Source organism: Methylomonas sp. Kb3, assembly GCF_002834115.1.
In the GTDB taxonomy this organism is placed as follows: Bacteria; Pseudomonadota; Gammaproteobacteria; order Methylococcales; family Methylomonadaceae; genus Methylomonas; species Methylomonas defluvii.
Window position 1 is genome coordinate 27,387 of the sequence record NZ_PIZT01000006.1, and the last position, 17,181, is coordinate 44,567.

20 protein-coding genes are annotated in these 17,181 nt (G+C 51.7%); 10 read left to right on the forward strand and 10 right to left on the reverse strand.

The window, feature by feature from the left end; all coding sequences use genetic code 11:
• Positions 1-14 precede the first annotated feature (14 nt).
• The 3 genes from hflC to CWO84_RS04375 are packed head-to-tail and all read right to left on the reverse strand — an operon-like array spanning position 15 to position 3,351.
• The gene (gene hflC, locus CWO84_RS04365) at positions 15-881 is read right to left on the reverse strand and encodes a protease modulator HflC (RefSeq protein ID WP_033156700.1); all 867 of its coding nucleotides are present in this window, start codon (positions 879-881) and stop codon (positions 15-17) included.
• Positions 878-2,041: an FtsH protease activity modulator HflK gene (gene hflK, locus CWO84_RS04370; protein ID WP_101051878.1), complete on the reverse strand. Its 1,164-nt coding sequence runs from the start codon at positions 2,039-2,041 to the stop codon at positions 878-880. The genes hflC and hflK overlap by 4 nt, the downstream gene beginning before the upstream one ends.
• A gap of 50 nt (positions 2,042-2,091) precedes the next feature.
• Entirely contained in the window at positions 2,092-3,351 is a 1,260-nt protein-coding gene (locus CWO84_RS04375) for a sigma-70 family RNA polymerase sigma factor (protein ID WP_101051879.1), read from the reverse strand.
• Positions 3,352-3,442: 91 nt separating this feature from the next.
• Here CWO84_RS04375 and CWO84_RS04380 point away from each other — a divergent pair, with 91 nt between their 5' ends.
• Both CWO84_RS04380 and CWO84_RS04385 read left to right on the forward strand, forming a co-directional pair.
• On the forward strand, positions 3,443-4,345 hold the full coding sequence (locus CWO84_RS04380) for a MerR family transcriptional regulator (protein ID WP_101051880.1): 903 nt from the start codon (positions 3,443-3,445) through the stop codon (positions 4,343-4,345).
• A 296-nt stretch (positions 4,346-4,641) separates the two neighbouring features.
• A complete protein-coding gene (locus CWO84_RS04385) occupies positions 4,642-5,451 on the forward strand; it encodes a DUF4239 domain-containing protein (protein WP_033156696.1) in 810 nt (269 codons plus the stop codon).
• A gap of 35 nt (positions 5,452-5,486) precedes the next feature.
• Here the strand turns inward: CWO84_RS04385 and CWO84_RS04390 are convergent, their stop codons facing one another.
• Complete coding sequence (locus tag CWO84_RS04390) at positions 5,487-5,714, reverse strand: hypothetical protein (RefSeq protein ID WP_033156695.1); 228 nt, start codon at positions 5,712-5,714, stop codon at positions 5,487-5,489.
• A gap of 166 nt (positions 5,715-5,880) precedes the next feature.
• Between CWO84_RS04390 and CWO84_RS04395 the strand changes: the two genes are divergently transcribed.
• On the forward strand, positions 5,881-6,129 hold the full coding sequence (locus tag CWO84_RS04395) for a hypothetical protein (RefSeq protein WP_033156694.1): 249 nt from the start codon (positions 5,881-5,883) through the stop codon (positions 6,127-6,129).
• A 3-nt stretch (positions 6,130-6,132) separates the two neighbouring features.
• Positions 6,133-6,609, forward strand: a complete 477-nt coding sequence (locus CWO84_RS04400; RefSeq protein ID WP_033156693.1) for a hypothetical protein — start codon at positions 6,133-6,135, stop codon at positions 6,607-6,609.
• A gap of 37 nt (positions 6,610-6,646) precedes the next feature.
• Here CWO84_RS04400 and CWO84_RS04405 read toward each other — a convergent pair whose 3' ends face one another.
• Entirely contained in the window at positions 6,647-6,880 is a 234-nt protein-coding gene (locus CWO84_RS04405) for a VF530 family protein (RefSeq protein WP_033156692.1), read from the reverse strand.
• Positions 6,873-7,136 (reverse strand): RNA-binding protein, encoded by a 264-nt coding sequence (locus tag CWO84_RS04410; RefSeq protein WP_033156691.1) that lies wholly within the window; start codon positions 7,134-7,136, stop codon positions 6,873-6,875. Before CWO84_RS04410 ends, CWO84_RS04405 begins: the two co-directional genes overlap by 8 nt.
• 86 nt (positions 7,137-7,222) lie before the next feature.
• On the opposite strand from CWO84_RS04410, the gene CWO84_RS24790 reads away from it, so the two are divergent.
• The 6 genes from CWO84_RS24790 (at position 7,223) to CWO84_RS04440 (ending at position 12,751) form a co-directional block, all read left to right on the forward strand.
• Complete coding sequence (locus CWO84_RS24790) at positions 7,223-7,798, forward strand: DUF2750 domain-containing protein (protein ID WP_240617961.1); 576 nt, start codon at positions 7,223-7,225, stop codon at positions 7,796-7,798.
• A gap of 161 nt (positions 7,799-7,959) precedes the next feature.
• Positions 7,960-9,660 carry a copper resistance system multicopper oxidase gene (locus tag CWO84_RS04420; protein WP_101051881.1) on the forward strand — a complete coding sequence of 567 codons (1,701 nt, stop codon included), beginning with the start codon at positions 7,960-7,962 and terminating at the stop codon, positions 9,658-9,660.
• Complete coding sequence (locus CWO84_RS04425; protein WP_240617962.1) at positions 9,647-10,342, forward strand: copper resistance protein B; 696 nt, start codon at positions 9,647-9,649, stop codon at positions 10,340-10,342. The genes CWO84_RS04420 and CWO84_RS04425 overlap by 14 nt, the downstream gene beginning before the upstream one ends.
• A gap of 66 nt (positions 10,343-10,408) precedes the next feature.
• The gene (gene rlmN, locus CWO84_RS04430) at positions 10,409-11,470 is read left to right on the forward strand and encodes a 23S rRNA (adenine(2503)-C(2))-methyltransferase RlmN (protein WP_240348280.1); all 1,062 of its coding nucleotides are present in this window, start codon (positions 10,409-10,411) and stop codon (positions 11,468-11,470) included.
• A 37-nt stretch (positions 11,471-11,507) separates the two neighbouring features.
• Complete coding sequence (locus CWO84_RS04435) at positions 11,508-12,062, forward strand: cyclin-dependent kinase inhibitor 3 family protein (RefSeq protein WP_101051882.1); 555 nt, start codon at positions 11,508-11,510, stop codon at positions 12,060-12,062.
• A 14-nt stretch (positions 12,063-12,076) separates the two neighbouring features.
• Complete coding sequence (locus CWO84_RS04440) at positions 12,077-12,751, forward strand: hypothetical protein (protein ID WP_101051883.1); 675 nt, start codon at positions 12,077-12,079, stop codon at positions 12,749-12,751.
• 89 nt (positions 12,752-12,840) lie between these two features.
• On the opposite strand, the gene CWO84_RS04445 is transcribed toward CWO84_RS04440, so the two are convergent.
• From CWO84_RS04445 to CWO84_RS04460, 4 genes are all read right to left on the reverse strand, one after another.
• Complete coding sequence (locus CWO84_RS04445; RefSeq protein WP_101051884.1) at positions 12,841-14,301, reverse strand: PLP-dependent aminotransferase family protein; 1,461 nt, start codon at positions 14,299-14,301, stop codon at positions 12,841-12,843.
• Positions 14,302-14,418: 117 nt separating this feature from the next.
• The gene (locus tag CWO84_RS04450; RefSeq protein WP_033156688.1) at positions 14,419-15,690 is read right to left on the reverse strand and encodes an MSMEG_0569 family flavin-dependent oxidoreductase; all 1,272 of its coding nucleotides are present in this window, start codon (positions 15,688-15,690) and stop codon (positions 14,419-14,421) included.
• 35 nt (positions 15,691-15,725) lie between these two features.
• Positions 15,726-16,013, reverse strand: a complete 288-nt coding sequence (locus CWO84_RS04455) for an MSMEG_0570 family nitrogen starvation response protein (protein WP_033156687.1) — start codon at positions 16,011-16,013, stop codon at positions 15,726-15,728.
• Positions 16,006-17,181 (reverse strand): MSMEG_0565 family glycosyltransferase, encoded by a 1,176-nt coding sequence (locus CWO84_RS04460; protein WP_033156686.1) that lies wholly within the window; start codon positions 17,179-17,181, stop codon positions 16,006-16,008. Before CWO84_RS04460 ends, CWO84_RS04455 begins: the two co-directional genes overlap by 8 nt.

Consider the following 17,181-nt stretch of genomic DNA (forward strand, 5'->3'; position numbering starts at 1 on the left):
AGCTGTCTCCTAACTTACTTTTCGCTGGAGAAGTATTTGAAAAAGTCGGAGTTTGGTTTTAACACCAAAGTATCCTGAGTTTTTTCAAATGAGGTTTGGTATGCCTGCAAGCTGCGGTAGAACGCATAAAACTCGGGGTTTTTACCGTAGCTTTTTGCGTAAATTTCCGCGGATTGCGCATCACCGCGACCGCGAATGCTTTCCGCATCGCGCTGGGCATTGGCAACTATCACGTGTTTTTGCTTATCGGCTTCCGCACTGATTTGCTCGGCACTTTCGGCACCTTGAGAACGGAATTCTCTGGCGACCCGCTCGCGTTCGGCGCGCATCCGTTGGTACACCGAGCTGCTGACTTCCGGCGGCAAATCGATGCGTTTAACGCGGATGTCGATCAATTCGATGCCGAACTTTTCGGCGGCCGGCGCTAATTTAGCCAGTAAGGTTTGCCTTAGTTCGTTGCGGTCTTCGGAGATCAATTGCTTGATGGTCCGTACACCAAACTCGCTACGCATAGCGTCTTTCATGATTTGGTCCAGGCGTAGATTGGCTTGAAACTCGTCGCCGCCGACCGTGGTGTAAAAGAGACCCACATCACCGATTCGCCATTTGACGAATGAGTCAACAATAACGTTCTTCTTCTCGGAGGTAAGAAAACGCTCGGATTTGGCATCCAAGGTCAGCACACGCGCATCAAATGTGCTGACGTTATTGATGATAGGGGTCTTAAAATGTAGCCCGGGAGTGTAGTCGGATGTGACCATCTCACCGAGACGAAACAGAATGGCTTTTTCGTTTTCTTTGACGTAAAAAACCGACATATAGGCCAGTACACACAGGGTTAAACCGGCCGGAATTAAAACTTGGGTGGTTTTGCTGCTCATGGTTTGCTCCTGCTAGGACGTAATTCGTTGCCGGTTGATTTGCGAACGCCGTTTTTGTCAACGTTGTGCGGTTCTGCGCTAACTTCCGGTTCCGTATGGCTGGCCGCGGGCTGCGCATGTTGAGTCATGGTTTGCGGCAAGGGCATATACATCATCGGGCTGGATTGGTCTTCGTTCAGCATGATTTTATTGGTGCTGCTGTACAGCTTTTCTTTGGCTTCCAGGTACAAACGCTTGCGGGTGATGGCAGGGCTTTTTTCGTATTCCACCAGTAACTGATCGAACCGTTCGGTTTCACCTTTGGCTTTGGCGACTTTCTCGGCTTCGTAAGCTTCCGCTTCCTGAATAATCCGTGATGCCGCGCCGCGTGCTTTAGGAATTACTTCGTTGCTGTAGGCTTCGGCTTCGTTTATCAAGCGTTGTTTATCTTCCCTGGCCCGAATCGCGTCTTCAAAGGCGCCTTGTACTTCTTCTGGCGGCTGGGCGTCTTGCAGGTTGACGCTGGCAATGCTGATGCCGGCTTTGTAAGCATCCATCGCTTCCTGGATTTGTTCTTTGATCTCGGCGACGATCTGGCTACGGCCTTCGGTTAACACGAAGTCCATATTGTTGCGGCCAATCACCGCCCGCTCCACGCTTTCAGTCAGTTGTTTCAACGTGTTTTCGTTGTTTTTGACATTGAACAAGTAGTCTCGGGCGTTATTGATTTGATACTGCACAGCCAGACGCACGGTAATAATGTTTTCGTCGGCGGTCAGCATTAGCGATTCCTGTGGAATCACAGATGATTTGTTCACCCGGCTGGCGTCGGTGTAGCCCACTTCGATAAACCGTTGTTGTTCTACGTTGACATTGGCGACGCTTTCGATGGGCGCGGGAATATGCCAGTGTGGGCCAGGCAGGGTGGTTTCCGTGTAAGCGCCAAAGCGGCTTACCACCCCTCGATTCCCTTGATCCACAATGTAAACGCCGCTGGCCAGCCAGACGACGGTCAACGTACCACCCACGGCGGCGGCGATGTTGGTTAACGAAAACATACTCTTATGATCGTTGAAGAAGTCGCCCGCTTTGGTAGAGACGTGCTTCCACTGCTTATCCAATTCCAACTTCCAGTCGGACTGCGGCGTTTGCTTACTGGTGTTTTGTTTTTCTGATGACATAATCACTCCTCTTGTAGTGTTAGCCTGACCTGGGTCAATGATTGTTATTGTTAGCCGTCCTTGGGTTCGAGAAATAGCATAAGGTCAAAGCCAAATTGTTGTTTCAGTTTTTTTAATGCTTCATTTTGAATTTGCCTGACTCTCTCCCGAGTAACATGCAGCTGATCCGCTACTGCCTGCAAGGTCATTTCCGTGTGATCGCGCAGACCGAAACGCATGGTTAAAATCGCCGCCTGTTTTTCAGGTAGCGAAGCAACTGCTTTGTCGACATATTGAGCCAGATCCTGATCAATTAGTTCATCGAGTGGCAGACTGAATTGATGCTGCTGCATTTTTGCCATCAATTCCAGGTTATCGTCATCATCTCCTATAGACGCATCCAAAGAATGCGTGGCTTGATAGTAGCTGCTGATGGTTTTAATCTCTTGCTCGGATAAATCGCAAGCCAGTTTTAATTCTGCGATGCTCGGCCAGCGCTCATATCTAAGGTAGCAACTACGCATAGCTTCGAATACGGTGGCGGCTTTTTCGGCCAAAGCCACCGGAAGTCGCACAATTTTTTCTTGTTTGACAATCAGACGGGATATGGCCTGTCTGATCCAATAAATGGCGTAAGTGGAAAAGCAGATGCCGCGATCCGGATCGAATCTGTCTACTGCTTTAATTAGCCCGACCAGGCCTTCCTGCATCAAATCTTCAAAGCTCAGGTTACTGGTTTTGTACTTGTGCGCCACGAACGCCACCAAGCCGGTGTTGGCGGAGATCATTTCCTGGCGCAAGCTTCTTAATTCGCGTTTGGCTTTGCCCAAGCGTTTTTTGAAATCTGCGCCGTCTTCTGTGTCGGTGGTCAATATGCTCTCTGCTTGCGCCGCACTGTCCAACAAAAATACCGGTAACAAGTGCAGGCTGTACAACAAGCGATTGACTGAACGGGCGATCAGGGATTGCTGGGCAAACTCCGAACCCATAAGTTGTACAACATTCTCGGCTTGTACAACTTTGCCCTGTCCGTTATTCTCACCCCAGGCAAGCTGATGGGGTCTGTTGGCTGTCTCGGTATTGACCAGTAATTGCAGTAGTCTTTTATAGTCTTCCGAGTTCTTGGCTAAGATCAGATCCGAGGAGTCCACTCCCGAATCAAGATCATGCAAGAACCTGTTAATTATCAAAGCGTTGGTTTGCTTGTTCTCAAGCAATAACGCTAACAGAGTCTGCCTGGCCTGTTCAACTTGAACGGCAAGTGAGTTGGGTTGGGATTCTGTTACCGAATCCATCTCGCTATCTATTGGCAATGTGGCTAAGTTGGACATAATCAATTCACTTGGTTATTTAAGTTGTTGGCAAATAACTTACTAGAATGTAGAATGTTTGTCAAAGTATTTTCTATACAAAAGTTGAACAATGTACTCAATTAAAGCGATCACTTCCTTAACCGGATTAACAGCGGAAACACTAAGAGCCTGGGAACGTCGCTACGCCTGCATCATGCCGGCGCGGAACAGCACCGGGCGGCGTTTCTATTCGCAACAGGATTTGGAAAAATTGACGCTATTGGTCAATCTGACCCGAAAGGGCCATCCCATCGGCAAGCTGGCGACCCTGGACAACCAGCAACTACAAGACTTCCAGAAGCAAGTCAGCGTACAACCGGCGAAAGAACAGTCGCCGCTATTGGCGCAGATCATCGACTCGTTGAAACAATACAGAATCGAACGCTGCGAACAGTTGTTGAAGAAGGCTCTGATTGCCGCCGAGCCCTTGGACTACGCCAGAGACATTTTGTTGCCTGCCTTGCAAACAGTGGGCGAACTTTGGCATGACGGAAAGTTGAACATCGCCCAGGAACACATGTTTTCCAGCTGTATCAAGCGGATTGTGTTGAGCATGGTCAACAATTTGCACCACCACTCAAAAAACAATCCGGGCATGCTGTTCGCCACGCCGAGCGGTGATCCGCATGAGTTTGGCATATTGGTGAGCTGCCTGATTGCCGCTAACCAGGGATACAACTGTTACTACTTGGGTGCCGATCTGCCAGCCAAAGATATTATCGAGGCTTGTCAGCATTTGAAGCCGGACGTCATAGTCATGGGCTTGGTCAAGACGCCGCCGGAGCAAGTGACCCTTGACGAATTACAGCTGATCATAGATTCGGTCAGCAGTGAGCCCACCCAGGTATGGTTGGGCGGCAGCGGCGCTTATTTTTATTACACGCAATTGCAAAATGATTTAAGCCACTGCGAGTTGATTACCGATATTGATCATTTCAACGCCAAGGCCCAGCAACAGCAGTTGTCCAACTGAATGACAGGTTAAACTCAGGCAGCGGACTCGCGAGGCTGCTTACCGAGCTTGGCTTGGGCCTTAATCTCTGAGTCCTTCGGCTGCGCTCAGGAGAGCCTTGTCGAAAGATATGCCAGATCAGGCGTCGACAGACTCAGCCCCAATGGTGTACCCGTGTTAAACAAGGCCGAATTAATAGCTGAAGGACTTTGCGCTTCCGGCAGATGCCGGAATGACAAATTTTCACCTGTCCTCCATAATCAAGCCACGGCAAGTTTGCCCAAATTTCCTGTCAGTTGCTTTTGCCAATTCAAATCATGAACGAGATTACTTACGACATCGATAGTTTACTGATCGCCTGTGTGTTGCTGGTATCCATGGCGCTCACTATCGAACTGGGTTATCGCTTGGGTTTACGGATTAAACCTAAGGTGGATGATAATTTCAAAGCCCATGTCAATTCGATCTCCGGGTCTTTACTAGGCATTCTGGCATTGCTGCTGGGGTTTACCTTCTCCTTGTCCTTACAGCGTTACGATAGTCGTAGCGAGGCGGTGGTCGACGAAGCCAACGCTATCGGCACCGCTTATTTGCGCGCGCAATTATTGCCGAAGCCGGTCAGTGCAGAAGTCAGCAGCTTAATACGCAACTACCTGGATTTGCGGGTAAGAACCGGCACTGTCGATCTCACTCAGCGTGGGCAGAGGGAAGCGCTGATCGCCGAGGCCGGACGCATGCAAGCGAAGCTTTGGGATTACGCCCGGCAAGTGAATGAACAGGCACCCAGTCCGGTGACCACCGGTTTGTTTATCCCCGCCTTGAACGATTTGATCGATAATTTTGGCAAACGCGATGCCGAGGTGAAGCGGCATGTACCCGAGTTGGTGCTGGCCCTGTTGTACGTCACCTTTGTCATGAGCGGAGCATTGGTGGGTTATACCAACGGTCTGGCCGGACATCGCACATCGTTCGTCACTTACATCATGGTCTGGTTGATTGTGGTCATGGTGTTCATTATTCTGGATTTGGACCGGCCGTATCGGGGCGTAATCCGGGTGAGTCAGCAGAGCATGATCGATTTACAGACTGCTGTTCACGCCACCGACAAGATCGACAACCCGCGTTGATTTGGCAGGTTGGACCTGGATAAGCTGCGCTTGGTCTAGGCTCGTTGTTTGAGCCAATACAGCGCATATATCCCGGCAATCAAGGAATATATGCTCAATTCGGTTTTCAGGTCGTCAAGCTGCTCGGAGGTCTTGCTATGCAGCACCGGCAAGGTATTCGCGGGAATTACGTTTTCTGAAAATGACTGCGGCTGAGCGTTAACGCCATTCGCACTAAGTAAATTCAACATCAAAATGCCGGTTATTATAATTATTTTGCGCATCGCTGACTCCTCTCGATAAATATTGTATCGATATAGTATCGATACAATATTTATTGTGCAAATAGTTTTTATGAGGGTGGTACGAGAACAAGCTTTGGCTGACTTTGGCTTGCCTAATCCTCCAAAATAGCCAAGCTGCCGAACATTTGGCCCTGGGTTTAGGAATATGGTTAACGACGGCTGCAAAGCAAAAATCGCGGTAGCAAGTTTGATGCTTTTGGTGGTATTTGCCGCCAATCTGCCGGCAAAAGAGCGCGCCGATGCCGGTCAGCATAAAAAGCCGGTACGCAATATGCCGGACATTGATGTTACCGATGTCGGGACTATCGATATAGAACAAGAGACTAATATCTTCAGCTCGGCAGCCGTTGCTAATCTGTCGGCAAATTACGGTTTGGCATCCGGTTGGGACTAGGGCTTGAGTTTGCTGAACGGGCAATTTGCGTCCACTGCCGCGTCTTCAGTGTCTTTTCAGCCTAACGTGATGCTGAACGTGGAAAAACATTGGCTGGCGCACGATATGCAACTCATCGCCGGTACCCAGAGCGGTCTTGGCTTGTTGACGCAAGCTACCGTATTTATGAATTTTTCCTACCTGGAATATCAGCGACATTTCCCGAATTGGGACACGGATCTGGATACAGGTCTTTATTATGCCAATGCGGCTTTGGCGGGCTTTCAGAGCGTAGGTCTGCATGTGAATATGGAAGCGCCGTTGTTCGACAAGTGGCGGATCAATGGCGATTATTTATCCGGCAGCAATGCTTTGGGGGCGGCGACGGTCAAATTGCTATATCCCGTCGTCGGCGACTGGCGTTTGGGTTTGGGCGTTCAGCGGCCTAATGTTTATGCCGGCGATCATTGGGTGGGATTGGTGGGTATTTATTGGCATTAAACAAATAGTGCCTGCAATTGCGGGGATGCAATTCTCCTTAACCCGTGTCTTTCTCCCACGAACTCTGCAAATAAAGCGCCTCAACCTTTTGCCTCGCCCACGGCGTTTTACGCAAAAACTTCAGACTGGAGCTAATACTGGGGTCTTTGGCAAAGCAGTTGATGTCGATGCGGTTGGCCAATTCCGCCCAGTCATATTTTTCTACCAAACGGGTCAGTAGCGTTTCCAGCGTGATGCCATGCAACGGATCTTGCTTGCCGGTTTTAGTCATCGGCAGCTTCGCCAGCGTTGGTTTCGGCCTTTTTCACGCGAATCCGGTTGCCGTCCATTTCCAGACCATTCAGGGTCTTGATGGCGGCCTTGGCTTCGCCGGCTTTGGGCATCTCTACAAATCCAAAGCCTTTCGAGCTGTGGGTGTCTTTATCCATCACCAGCGAACAGGACTGCACGCTGCCGTGTGCCGCGAACATGGCCCGCAATTCGGCTTCGGTCGTGGTGCGGGGAAGATTGCGTATCAGTAATTTCATGGGTTTACTTGTTTATGCTAAAGGCCCGCAACTATACAACTTATCGGATTAAGCTTTTTGCTAAATACGCCCTGTGCGGTAATTGCTTGAGGTTTTGTCGCTTACGCGACAATCAATTGCTTAGTCAACGCGCGGCGATAGGGCCTATTTGTGCGCAAACCCGACAATTCGCCGAGTTTGGCGGGCTAAATGGTGGCGGATTAGCGTGGTGCGATTATTGCTGCAAAGTGGTTTTCCATTACCGGATCGGTACTATGCGCTACGAACCCTACCAAGAAGAATATGATGCGGCTCAATCCATGAGCGATGAAGATCTGTTGGAATATTTTATGTATCGCATCGTCGAAATGGACGAAGTCTGGGGCTTGAAGGAAAGCCGGCAATGGATCTTGCGGGTGGTGGACGGCCACGAAACCTTGCCGGTCTGGCCGTACCGGCGTTACGCCGACGAGGCGGCGGTCGGCGAATGGGAAAACATGATAGGCGTGGCGGAAACGCTGGATTTTTTCATGTACCAAATCTTGAACAAGCTGACCGCACAGGGCGTATTAGTAGAAATCATGCCCCGAAAAGCGGCGGCCGGCTGTCTGATCAGTCCGCAACGCTTGTTTAATTTTCTGGAAGGTATGCGCGATTCGCGCGACTTTGTGCTGGACGATTAACGCCGTAATCCAGAGCCTGACCGAGCTTGCGGCACGTGGGAGCAACGATATTGCGGCCGCGCTAATTAGTCACCAGCAAAACCCGCGTTGGCGTTCAGTAAAGTATCGATCCCTTTAAAAATGTTAGAGTAAACACCTGCTAATCGGTCTTTAGAGGTGTTATGCACTATTGGGATTTCTCCGGCGCTAGGTATTCGGCGGCTTGGCTATTGCTGGCTAGCTTGGTGTCCAGCGGGACCCAGGCCGATGTTTATCGTTTGTCGATCTCGGAAAAATCGATCAATCTAATCGGCGAAACCCAGCAGGCCGTGCTGGCGGACGCTGCCTTGCCGGCGCCCACCTTGCATTGGCGGGAAGGCGAGGACGTGACCTTAGAGGTTACTAATCTACTCAAAGAATCCACTTCAATACACTGGCACGGCATCATTCTGCCTTACCAAATGGACGGCGTGCCGGGCATCAGTTTCGACGGTATTGAGCCGGGCCAGACTTTTACATATCAATTTAAGGTCAAGCAAAACGGTACCTACTGGTATCACGGCCATTCGGGTATGCAGGAGCAACTGGGCTTGTTCGGCGCGCTGATCATCGCCCCACAACAGGAGCAGCAAACGGTAGATCGCGATTATGTGGTCATGCTGTCCGACTGGCCGCGTGCCGATCCGCAACGGACCATGGCCCGCTTAAAAAAGCAAAGCGACTATTACAATTTTCAGCAGCGCACAGTGGGCGATTTCTTCGTCGATATTCAGCGCTTGGGTTTTTGGGAGACCGTTAGTGATCGGCTGGCCTGGGGTGAAATGCGTATGGAGCCTACCGATCTGGCCGACGTGACCGGCGCCAATTACCGGTTTTTGATCAATGGCCAAACCGCGGAAGCGAAACCGCACTATCTGTTCAAGCCTGGCGAAACAGTGCGTTTGCGCTTTATCAATGCTTCGGCAATGACCCATTTTGATGTGCGTCTGCCGGGTCTGAAAATGACGGTGATTGCCGCCGACGGGCAACCGGTCGAGCCGGTCGATGTGGAGGAGTTTCGGATTGCCGTGGCGGAAACTTATGATGTATTGGTTCAGCCGCAAACCGAACAGGCTTACAGTATTTTTGCCGAAGCGATGGATCGCAGTGGTTATGCCAGCGCGACGCTGACACTTCGCGCAGACTTGCAAGCCACGTTGCCGACAATGCGCCCCATGACCTTGTTGACCTTGGCGGATATGGGCGGCGAGCATGCCGGCCACGCAGTTCATCAAGCATCGGTTCAGCCGACTGCCGACAAGGAACCTGGTCACGCGCATACGGAACACTCGGCGACACCCGTCCCGACCATGACTGAACACGCCGGCCATCAGCATGCCACTGCCGAGGCACCTCAGAATCCGCATGCCGGCCACGTCATGCCAGTGGCTGATGCCAGCGATACCGCCAAACCGTTGAGCTATAGCCAGTTAATCGCCGCGCAACCCAACCATGCGCTAATGGGGCCGCCGGATCGGGAAATCAAACTCAGGCTAACCGGCAATATGCAGCGCTATATCTGGTCGTTCGACGACACCAAGTTTGCGGATGCGGAGCCGATTCGGGTCAAATTCGGCGAGCGGATTCGCTTTACCTATGTCAACGAAACCATGATGAACCATCCCATCCATATCCACGGCCTGTGGCAGTACCTGGACAATGGCAATGGCATGTACAACCCGAAAAAACATGTGATCAACGTCAAGCCCGGCCAGACCGTCAGCGTCGATGTGCCGGCCGACGCGGAAGGCGAGTGGGCCTTTCACTGTCATCTGCTGTATCACATGGATACCGGCATGTTTCGTAAATTGATCGTGGAAAGGGCTGAGCATGAACATCGTTAAAGCCCTGTTCAGTGCTCGCAATTTGTGGGTTTGCTTGGCCTTATTCTGTTCCGTCGCTACTGCGCACGATAGCTCGATGATTTTTAATCATTTCAAGGCCGACAGATTGGAATACGAAGGTAATCAAGACTTGCATCTGTTCAAATGGGACGTGCAAAACTGGACCGGCACCGACGAAAATAAACTGTGGTTGAAATCAGAAGGCGATTATTCCGCCGATCAAAATATCTTCGGCCGCGCCGACTTGCAAGTGCTGTATAGCCGAAATATCGACACGTTTTGGGACTTTCAAATCGGTGCGCGGCGGGCGATAGAACCGGAACGTACTTTCGATGCGGTGATCGGCTTTCAAGGGCTGGCGCCGTATTTTATTGAAGTGGACAGTGCGATGTTCATTAACGAGAAAGGCAACGTGCTGGGGCGATTGACGCTGGGTTACGAAATGCTCTTGACCCAACGCCTGATTCTGCAACCGCGGGTGGAAGTGAATGTCGCTGCAGAAGATATAAAAAATCGCGGCGTCAAGGCCGGCATTACCGAGTTTGAAGCCGGCTTTCGCTTGCGTTACGAGATCGCACGCGAATTTGCGCCTTATGTGGGTATGGACTATGTCGAGGAAGAATCACTCCGCGAGCACCAACACAGTTTGCGCGGTGTCGTCGGGGTGCGAGTGTGGTATTGAGGCGTTGCGGACCTGCATACATTCGGAAAATAATACCCAATTTCCAAGCTAATAGGGATAGCTAAAATGTCGGCATTGCCAGGAGAAATTTTGAAACAATCTTTTTACGATTTAAATTATGCTGATTTAGAAGCCGTTATAAAGCAGAATGATTTAAATCAATCGGTAGCAGGTATTCTATTTAATTGGCATTATAAGAAAAAAGAAAGCATGCAATGCCGAGATAATATTTCAAAATCCTCATTGGCTTTTTTTGAAAAACATTTCGATTTTTCCTTGCCGGAAATAGATACCGTGCAAGAGTCGTCAAAAGATCGAACAGTAAAATTTCTGTTTAAGCTCAAAGACAATCATAAAGTCGAAACTGTCCTTATTCCGTTTAACAACAAATATTCTATTTGTCTGTCATCGCAGGTTGGCTGCGCCATGAATTGCTCTTTTTGTTTTACCGGAGAACAAGGACTTAAACGGAATTTGACTACCAGTGAAATGGTTGGGCAATTTCTGCAGGCTTGGCGTTGGTTGGCAAGCAACAGGCCAGGAGAAGAGCGGATTTTAAATATTGTTTTCATGGGGCAAGGCGAACCTTTACATAACTTTGACGCCGTTAAAAAAGCCTGTGAAATTTTTTTATCGCAACGTGGTACGTCAATTGGTGTACAAAAAATTACGGTTTCAACGGCAGGTTATATTCCCGGACTGAAAAGATGGCTCCAGGAAGTGCCCGGCGTGAACTTGGCCTTATCGCTGCATTCACCGTTCACTGAAAAAAGGAATGAACTTATTCCGATTAATAAAAAATATCCGCTCGCTGAGGTATTAACCTATATTGACGCCATACCTTTGCAAAAGAAACAATTTATTACTTATGAGCATATTCTGATAAAAGGTTTAAACGATACTGCGGATGATGCTAAAAAATTGGGCGCGTTACTGCAAGGCAAAAGGGCTTATATAAACTTAATTCCATTTAATGCTTTCCCTGGCTCACGTTACGAGAGTCCTGATCTGATTGAAGTCGAAAATTTTAAGGCAATTTTAGATACCTTTAGAATCCCGACCTTAATAAGAGGCACTAAAGGTGATGATGTATTAGCGGCATGCGGACAACTTAATTCTAAAAATTAAAAAACTCCTCCCTTCAATATTCCGGCAGGATAGCAATATGACAGCTGTACGGACCAGCCACACACATCCGCTGCAGATCGCAGAACTACGTGCGAGTCCTGCGCATGGACGGATCGGCATTACTTTCTGCCCCGGCAAGCACGACCACTTTGCTTACACGGGCGCCTGGGAGCGCGACCTCGGTATCGATTTGGATGCCATCGCTGCCTGGGGGGCAAAACTGGTGTTGACACTCGTCGAACCCGCAGAGCTTAAAGCCCTCAAGGTGCCGCAGCTCGGGCATGAAATCCGCCGACGCGGCATCGAATGGCGACATTTGCCGATTGCCGATTTTTCCGTGCCTACTCTGGCTTTCGAACAGCAGTGGGTCACACAAGGCCATGAGATCCGAGAGATGTTGCGCAGCGGCCAAGATGTGCTGGTACATTGCAAAGGCGGCTTGGGTCGGGCGGGCATGATCGCGGCGCGGCTGTTGGTGGAACTGGGCATGGACGCCGAAGAAGCGATCAATGCCGTTCGGCACGTGCGTAAGGGCGCCATCGAAACACCGGCGCAGCTGGCGCTGGTGCGTCGCACTAAACCCATCTCTTAAGCCGGCGCATAACGATGTGTGCCGATACTCCGACTATTGATACCACCACCCTGCAACGGATAGGCGGGCAATTGGGTAGCAATCCAGCAGGCATTTTTCAGGACGGTAACGGTCGACGCTACTACGTGAAAACACTGGAATCTGCGGCGCATGCGCGCAATGAGCTGATCGCAGCCGAGCTCTATCAACTGGCTGGAGCGCCCACTTTGACCTATGTGAGAACAATTGCGGCGGACCAGGTGGCGACAGAATGGGTCGAACTCACCAAAAAATGCATTGCTCATCTGAATGACAGCGAACGCAAACAGGCTCGGTACTGGTTCGGTGTGCACGCGTGGACCGCCAACTGGGACGCTGCCGGCTACAATGGCGATAACCAAGGTGTTGCCGGTGGCAAAGTGCTGACATTGGATGTGGGCGGCGCATTGGCCTTTCGGGCTCAGGGCGATCCGAAAGGCAAAGCATTCGGTACCCGCGTCGACGAACTGGAGCTGTTGCGCTGCGATACCGATAACCCGCACGCCGTCAAACTCTTTGCCGAGATGAGCGCCGACGACATCAAGCAGGCCATAAACGTGGTGTTACGGATTCCGGATGAGAAAATCCGCCAAGTCATTTTTGACAGCGGCGGTACCCTGGCATTGGCTGACAAAATGATCGCACGCAAAGCCGATATGGCAGGGCGCTAGTCTGTTTTTGCGGCAGCGCGAATGGATTGGTTACGAGCGGCAAAAACCCGCCGGTCGCGGTCAACATCCAATTTCATTGGCTAAGACAACTATACCCACGTTATCAAATTAACTGCAGTCACTGGATATTGTGCCAGCAAATCCCCGGCAATATCGCCCAACTTCTTCAACGCCTTTTCTACCCTGTCATTCCAAGGCACCGCGCAACTCAAGCGAATGAAATTGCCGTATTTCTTTTGCGTGGCCGAGAATAAGGGGCCGGGAGCGATGATGATATTTTCCTGGCTGGCCCGGCGGTGCAGTGCCATGGCATCGACGCCGGCCGGCAGTTCCACCCACAAGGCAAAGCCGCCTTCGGGCTGTGTTACTCGCGTGCCTTCCGGGAATAACAGGCTGACCGCGTTCACCGCCAACGCCACGTTGCGGGCATAGTCCTGACGCACATGCCGCAGGTAGCGGTCGTAACCGCCTTGCTCCAACATCTGCGCGACGATCAATTGATTCAGGGTCGGCACGGCCTGGTGTTTCATGTATTTCAAGTTTTCCACCCGTGCCAGGTAACGGCCCGGCACCAGCCAGCCCACCCGCAAGCCTGGCGACAGGGTTTTGGCGAAGGAGTTGCAATACAACACCTGGCCGTTTCGGCTCCAGGCTTTGCAAACCGAAGGCCTCCGCAAGCCAAAGCCCAGGTCGCCGTATACATCATCCTCGACCAGCGGAATCTGATGTTGTTCCAGCAAGGCCACCAAGGCTTGCTTGCGCTCGTCGCTCATGCACGAACCCAGCGGATTGTTGTAATTGGAGACAAGCAAACAGGCTTTGATCGGCCATTGCTCGATGGCCATTTGCAGCGCATCCAGCGACAAACCGTCACGCGGATGCGTAGGGATCTCCAGCGCTTCCATGCCGCAGGATTCGATGACTTGCAATAAGCCGTAAAAGGTCGGCGATTCGATAGCGATCAAGTCGCCGGGTTCGCAAATAGCCATTAACGCCAGCCTGACCGCTTCGCGCGCGCCGTGGGTCACCACAATGTCGTCCGGACTATCGGCGCATTGCAGTTCCACCATGCGCTTGGCGATTTGCCGGCGTAGTTCCTGACTACCCAGCAATTCGTCGGCGTCGAAACAGCGTTTACCAAAGCTGCGCGCCACCTTGCCGGTCGCTTGTTGCAGCGCATGAGTGGGTAAGAAATCGGCGTGCGGTACCGACGAACCCAGGTTGATCTGATACGGGTCCTTGGCGGCGCGGAGGATTTGCCGGGTCAGCGATTGGCCGGTGACCTTGGCTGGCGTCACCGGCGCATCGGAAACTTGCGGTTCCACAATCGCCTGCCGGCGAAAGCTGCTGACATAGTAACCGGAACGCGAGCGCGCCTGAATCCTGCCGCTGTCTTCCAACATCCGATAGGCTTCCAGTGCGGTTGAGATGCTGACATGCAATTGCTGACTCAACTTCCTGACACCGGGTAGCTTTTCGCCCGGCTTGTAAACACCCTGTTCGATATGCGCAATCACCGTATCCGCGACGTTTTCGTACAAGTGTTTCATGTTTTTATCCAGGTTAAGCCATGCATTTGCACCGTGCATCCACTCGTTTAAGTTCGATCAATAAGCCGTATTATAAAGCCCACTCTATGCTGGCCTTGCCGCACTGACGGCCAATTATTAAAGCTCAGCCACTGTCTTAACCGCCAATTTGCTCTTAATCACATCCGCCAAATACTCAGCATCGTCGGCAATCCCCAGGAACCGTCCGGAACCCCAAGTATGCAACCAGGGCAAGCCGATAAAATACAGACCGTCCACGTTGCTGACTCCACGATCGTATTGCGGGAAGCCGCGGCCATCGAATGCCGGCAGCTCTATCCAGCGATAGTTCGGTCTAAAACCAATGGCCCAGATGATGCTGGTGATGTTTTCGGCGTCGGCGTCGATGCGGGTGGGATCGAACTCGGGTTCCCATACTTTGCGGAACGGCGGTTCTACCGGAGCATCGATATTATGCTCGGCGATGTAACGGTCGATGTCATTGCGGATGTTGACGTAGATTTCGTCGGCATCGTCCAGGTTTTTGGTCAAATCCGGTAAAAACTCCAATAGGCTGCCGTTGATATTGGTCATGCTGCCGTAAAGTTTCACGCCTTCCAAGGCAAACTGGCGCAAATCAATTTCGTGACCACCGCTACGCCCGGTTAGATAGTGATTGGTTTTATGTTTGGCTTCGTCGCCCAGGGGATGGCGGTCTATGGTCAATTGATAAAAACCCAGGTCAAACAACCATTCCGTGGTCTCGCGGCCGCGATACATACGCGGCGAACGCGGGGCGCTACCAACTGCCAGATGCACCTTGCGGCCGGCCAAATGCAAGTCTTCCATTAACTGCACGCCGGATTGGCCGGTGCCCACCACCAGCACTTCACCTTCCGGCAGTTGCTCGGGGTTACGGTAATTGACCGAATGAATCTGGGTGATATGTTTAGGCAGGCTGTGGGCATAGTCGGGCACGATGGGAATGTCGTAGCCGCCGGTTGCTACCACCAGATGATCGGCGGAAAACTCGCCGACCGAGGTGCTGACATGCAATTGGCCTTGCTCGCCACGCCAGACCCGATTTACCGCCACGCCTTCCAGGATCGGCGGATTGACTTTTTTGGCAAATGCTTCGATGTAATCGACGATTTCGTCTTTCAGCATAAAGCCTTTGGGATCGTCGCCCTGATAAGGAAAGTCCGGCAGTTGGCATTGCCAGTTGGGGGTGACCAAACAAAAACTGTCCCAACGCTCGTTGCGCCAAGAATGGCCGATGCGGTTTTTTTCGAAGATGATATGGTTGATACCGTGTTTTTGCAGATTGTAACTGACGGACAAACCGGCCTGGCCGCCGCCGACGATAATCGTGTCATAGTGCAGGCGGGTATTTTCTGATTTTTCTTTCATGGCGTCCTCGTCTATTTGATTGGGGGTGTGTTGGTTTATTCGATGAATTCGGTCACGCTGACCATGGGGTTGTCGCTATCCAAAAATTGGCTGGCCTTGGCTTCGATTTCCGCCAGTTGGCTCATCGCGCTGGAACAGGTGTAGCCATATTTTTGCCGTACTCTTTCGCTGGCTATTTCCAACGCTTCGCGGCTGTACTCGACGAATGCCGGCAAGGGATAACTTTGTCCGGGTTGGAAATAATCCTTGATCACCAGTGACGGCGAATAACACAGGCTTTCGGTTTGGTCCGGCCAGCGGACGCGGAAGCGCATTTCAGGCATAGTGGGTTCCTTGGGCGTTGATGAGTGAACGGTAAATTTCAAGATGGGTATTGGCCGACTGCACCCAGGAAAACTCGCTGCTTAAACGCTGGGCGATTGTTGGCAAGCGAGCCTTGGGAAAATCATCGATGGCGGTTTTCATTGCAATCGAGATCGCGGCGCTATCTTCCGGATCAGTCCAGATGCAGTCCTGATCTTGCAAATAATCGGTAAACGGCGGCCGCAGCGAAACGATAGCCGGCGTGCCGGAGAGAATGGCCTCCAGCACCACTAGGCCAAAGCCTTCGGTCAATGATGGAAACACCAGTGCGTCAGCCAGACGAAACAAACTCGGCATGTCGGCATCGGGCAATGGACCGGTGATGATCAATGGTTGGCCGTGGCCCTCCTGAATAGCGCTCTCGGCGACAGCGGCGTTGAACTGTTGGCGGTAGTCGCTGTGGTCTAATAGGCTGGCGCCGCCGACGATGATCAACTGCGTATTGGGACGCTGCTGCAAAACCTCACGGAATGCCGCGAAGATACGCAAGGTGTTTTTGCGTGCCTCGATGCCGCCAACCGCCAGGAAAATCGGCCCGCCCCGCGACAAACCCAGCGATTGGCGCAGGGTTTCGTCATGGGCATGCGGTACGGGCGAATAGCGTTGCACATCAACGCCGTTATTGACTTGGGTGGCGGCAATCCGATGCTGCTTGTGCAACTTGTCCTGCCAATCGCGGCTGACGCACAAGACTCGTTGGGCGGCCACAAACGAGCGACTTTGCCAGGTCATCAACGAAACGTCGTCGAAACTATCCAGATGATGCACGGTGCGGACAAAGCCATCGATGATGCCGCGTTCGCTAAGTTCGGCCATCGCGCAACCGCTGATGGCATCCTGAGCGTGGTAAATATCGAATGTGGTGGTAGCGGATTGGCTGAAGTAATCGATATAAGCCTGGATGCGCTGGCCGACGGTGGCGACCAAATCGCCGCTCAATCTGGTTAGCGGTATCAGGGTTGTCCGGCAGCGTACGGCGCGAAAGAATTTTTTGCCGGGTTCCGCTGCGGCGATCAAGGTCACATCGTGTCCCAACTCCTGCAAGGCCTCCGCCAATTGCATCGCATGCACCACGCCGCCGCGCGGGTTAACGGAATGGGTCAGCATGGCAATGCGTAGTCTTGGCAT

Bases quoted from the DNA above. Each gene is read 5' to 3' on its own strand.
- hflC (WP_033156700.1), bottom strand. From the start codon at position 881: ATGAGCAGCAAAACCACCCAAGTTTTAATTCCGGCCGGTTTAACCCTG.
- hflK (WP_101051878.1), bottom strand. From the start codon at position 2,041: ATGTCATCAGAAAAACAAAACACCAGTAAGCAAACGCCGCAGTCCGAC.
- CWO84_RS04375 (WP_101051879.1), bottom strand. From the start codon at position 3,351: ATGTCCAACTTAGCCACATTGCCAATAGATAGCGAGATGGATTCGGTA.
- CWO84_RS04380 (WP_101051880.1), top strand. From the start codon at position 3,443: ATGTACTCAATTAAAGCGATCACTTCCTTAACCGGATTAACAGCGGAA.
- CWO84_RS04385 (WP_033156696.1), top strand. From the start codon at position 4,642: ATGAACGAGATTACTTACGACATCGATAGTTTACTGATCGCCTGTGTG.
- CWO84_RS04390 (WP_033156695.1), bottom strand. From the start codon at position 5,714: ATGCGCAAAATAATTATAATAACCGGCATTTTGATGTTGAATTTACTT.
- CWO84_RS04395 (WP_033156694.1), top strand. From the start codon at position 5,881: ATGGTTAACGACGGCTGCAAAGCAAAAATCGCGGTAGCAAGTTTGATG.
- CWO84_RS04405 (WP_033156692.1), bottom strand. From the start codon at position 6,880: ATGACTAAAACCGGCAAGCAAGATCCGTTGCATGGCATCACGCTGGAA.
- CWO84_RS04410 (WP_033156691.1), bottom strand. From the start codon at position 7,136: ATGAAATTACTGATACGCAATCTTCCCCGCACCACGACCGAAGCCGAA.
- CWO84_RS04420 (WP_101051881.1), top strand. From the start codon at position 7,960: ATGCACTATTGGGATTTCTCCGGCGCTAGGTATTCGGCGGCTTGGCTA.
- CWO84_RS04425 (WP_240617962.1), top strand. From the start codon at position 9,647: ATGAACATCGTTAAAGCCCTGTTCAGTGCTCGCAATTTGTGGGTTTGC.
- rlmN (WP_240348280.1), top strand. From the start codon at position 10,409: ATGTCGGCATTGCCAGGAGAAATTTTGAAACAATCTTTTTACGATTTA.
- CWO84_RS04435 (WP_101051882.1), top strand. From the start codon at position 11,508: ATGACAGCTGTACGGACCAGCCACACACATCCGCTGCAGATCGCAGAA.
- CWO84_RS04440 (WP_101051883.1), top strand. From the start codon at position 12,077: ATGTGTGCCGATACTCCGACTATTGATACCACCACCCTGCAACGGATA.
- CWO84_RS04445 (WP_101051884.1), bottom strand. From the start codon at position 14,301: ATGAAACACTTGTACGAAAACGTCGCGGATACGGTGATTGCGCATATC.
- CWO84_RS04450 (WP_033156688.1), bottom strand. From the start codon at position 15,690: ATGAAAGAAAAATCAGAAAATACCCGCCTGCACTATGACACGATTATC.
- CWO84_RS04455 (WP_033156687.1), bottom strand. From the start codon at position 16,013: ATGCCTGAAATGCGCTTCCGCGTCCGCTGGCCGGACCAAACCGAAAGC.
- CWO84_RS04460 (WP_033156686.1), bottom strand. From the start codon at position 17,181: ATGCCAAGACTACGCATTGCCATGCTGACCCATTCCGTTAACCCGCGC.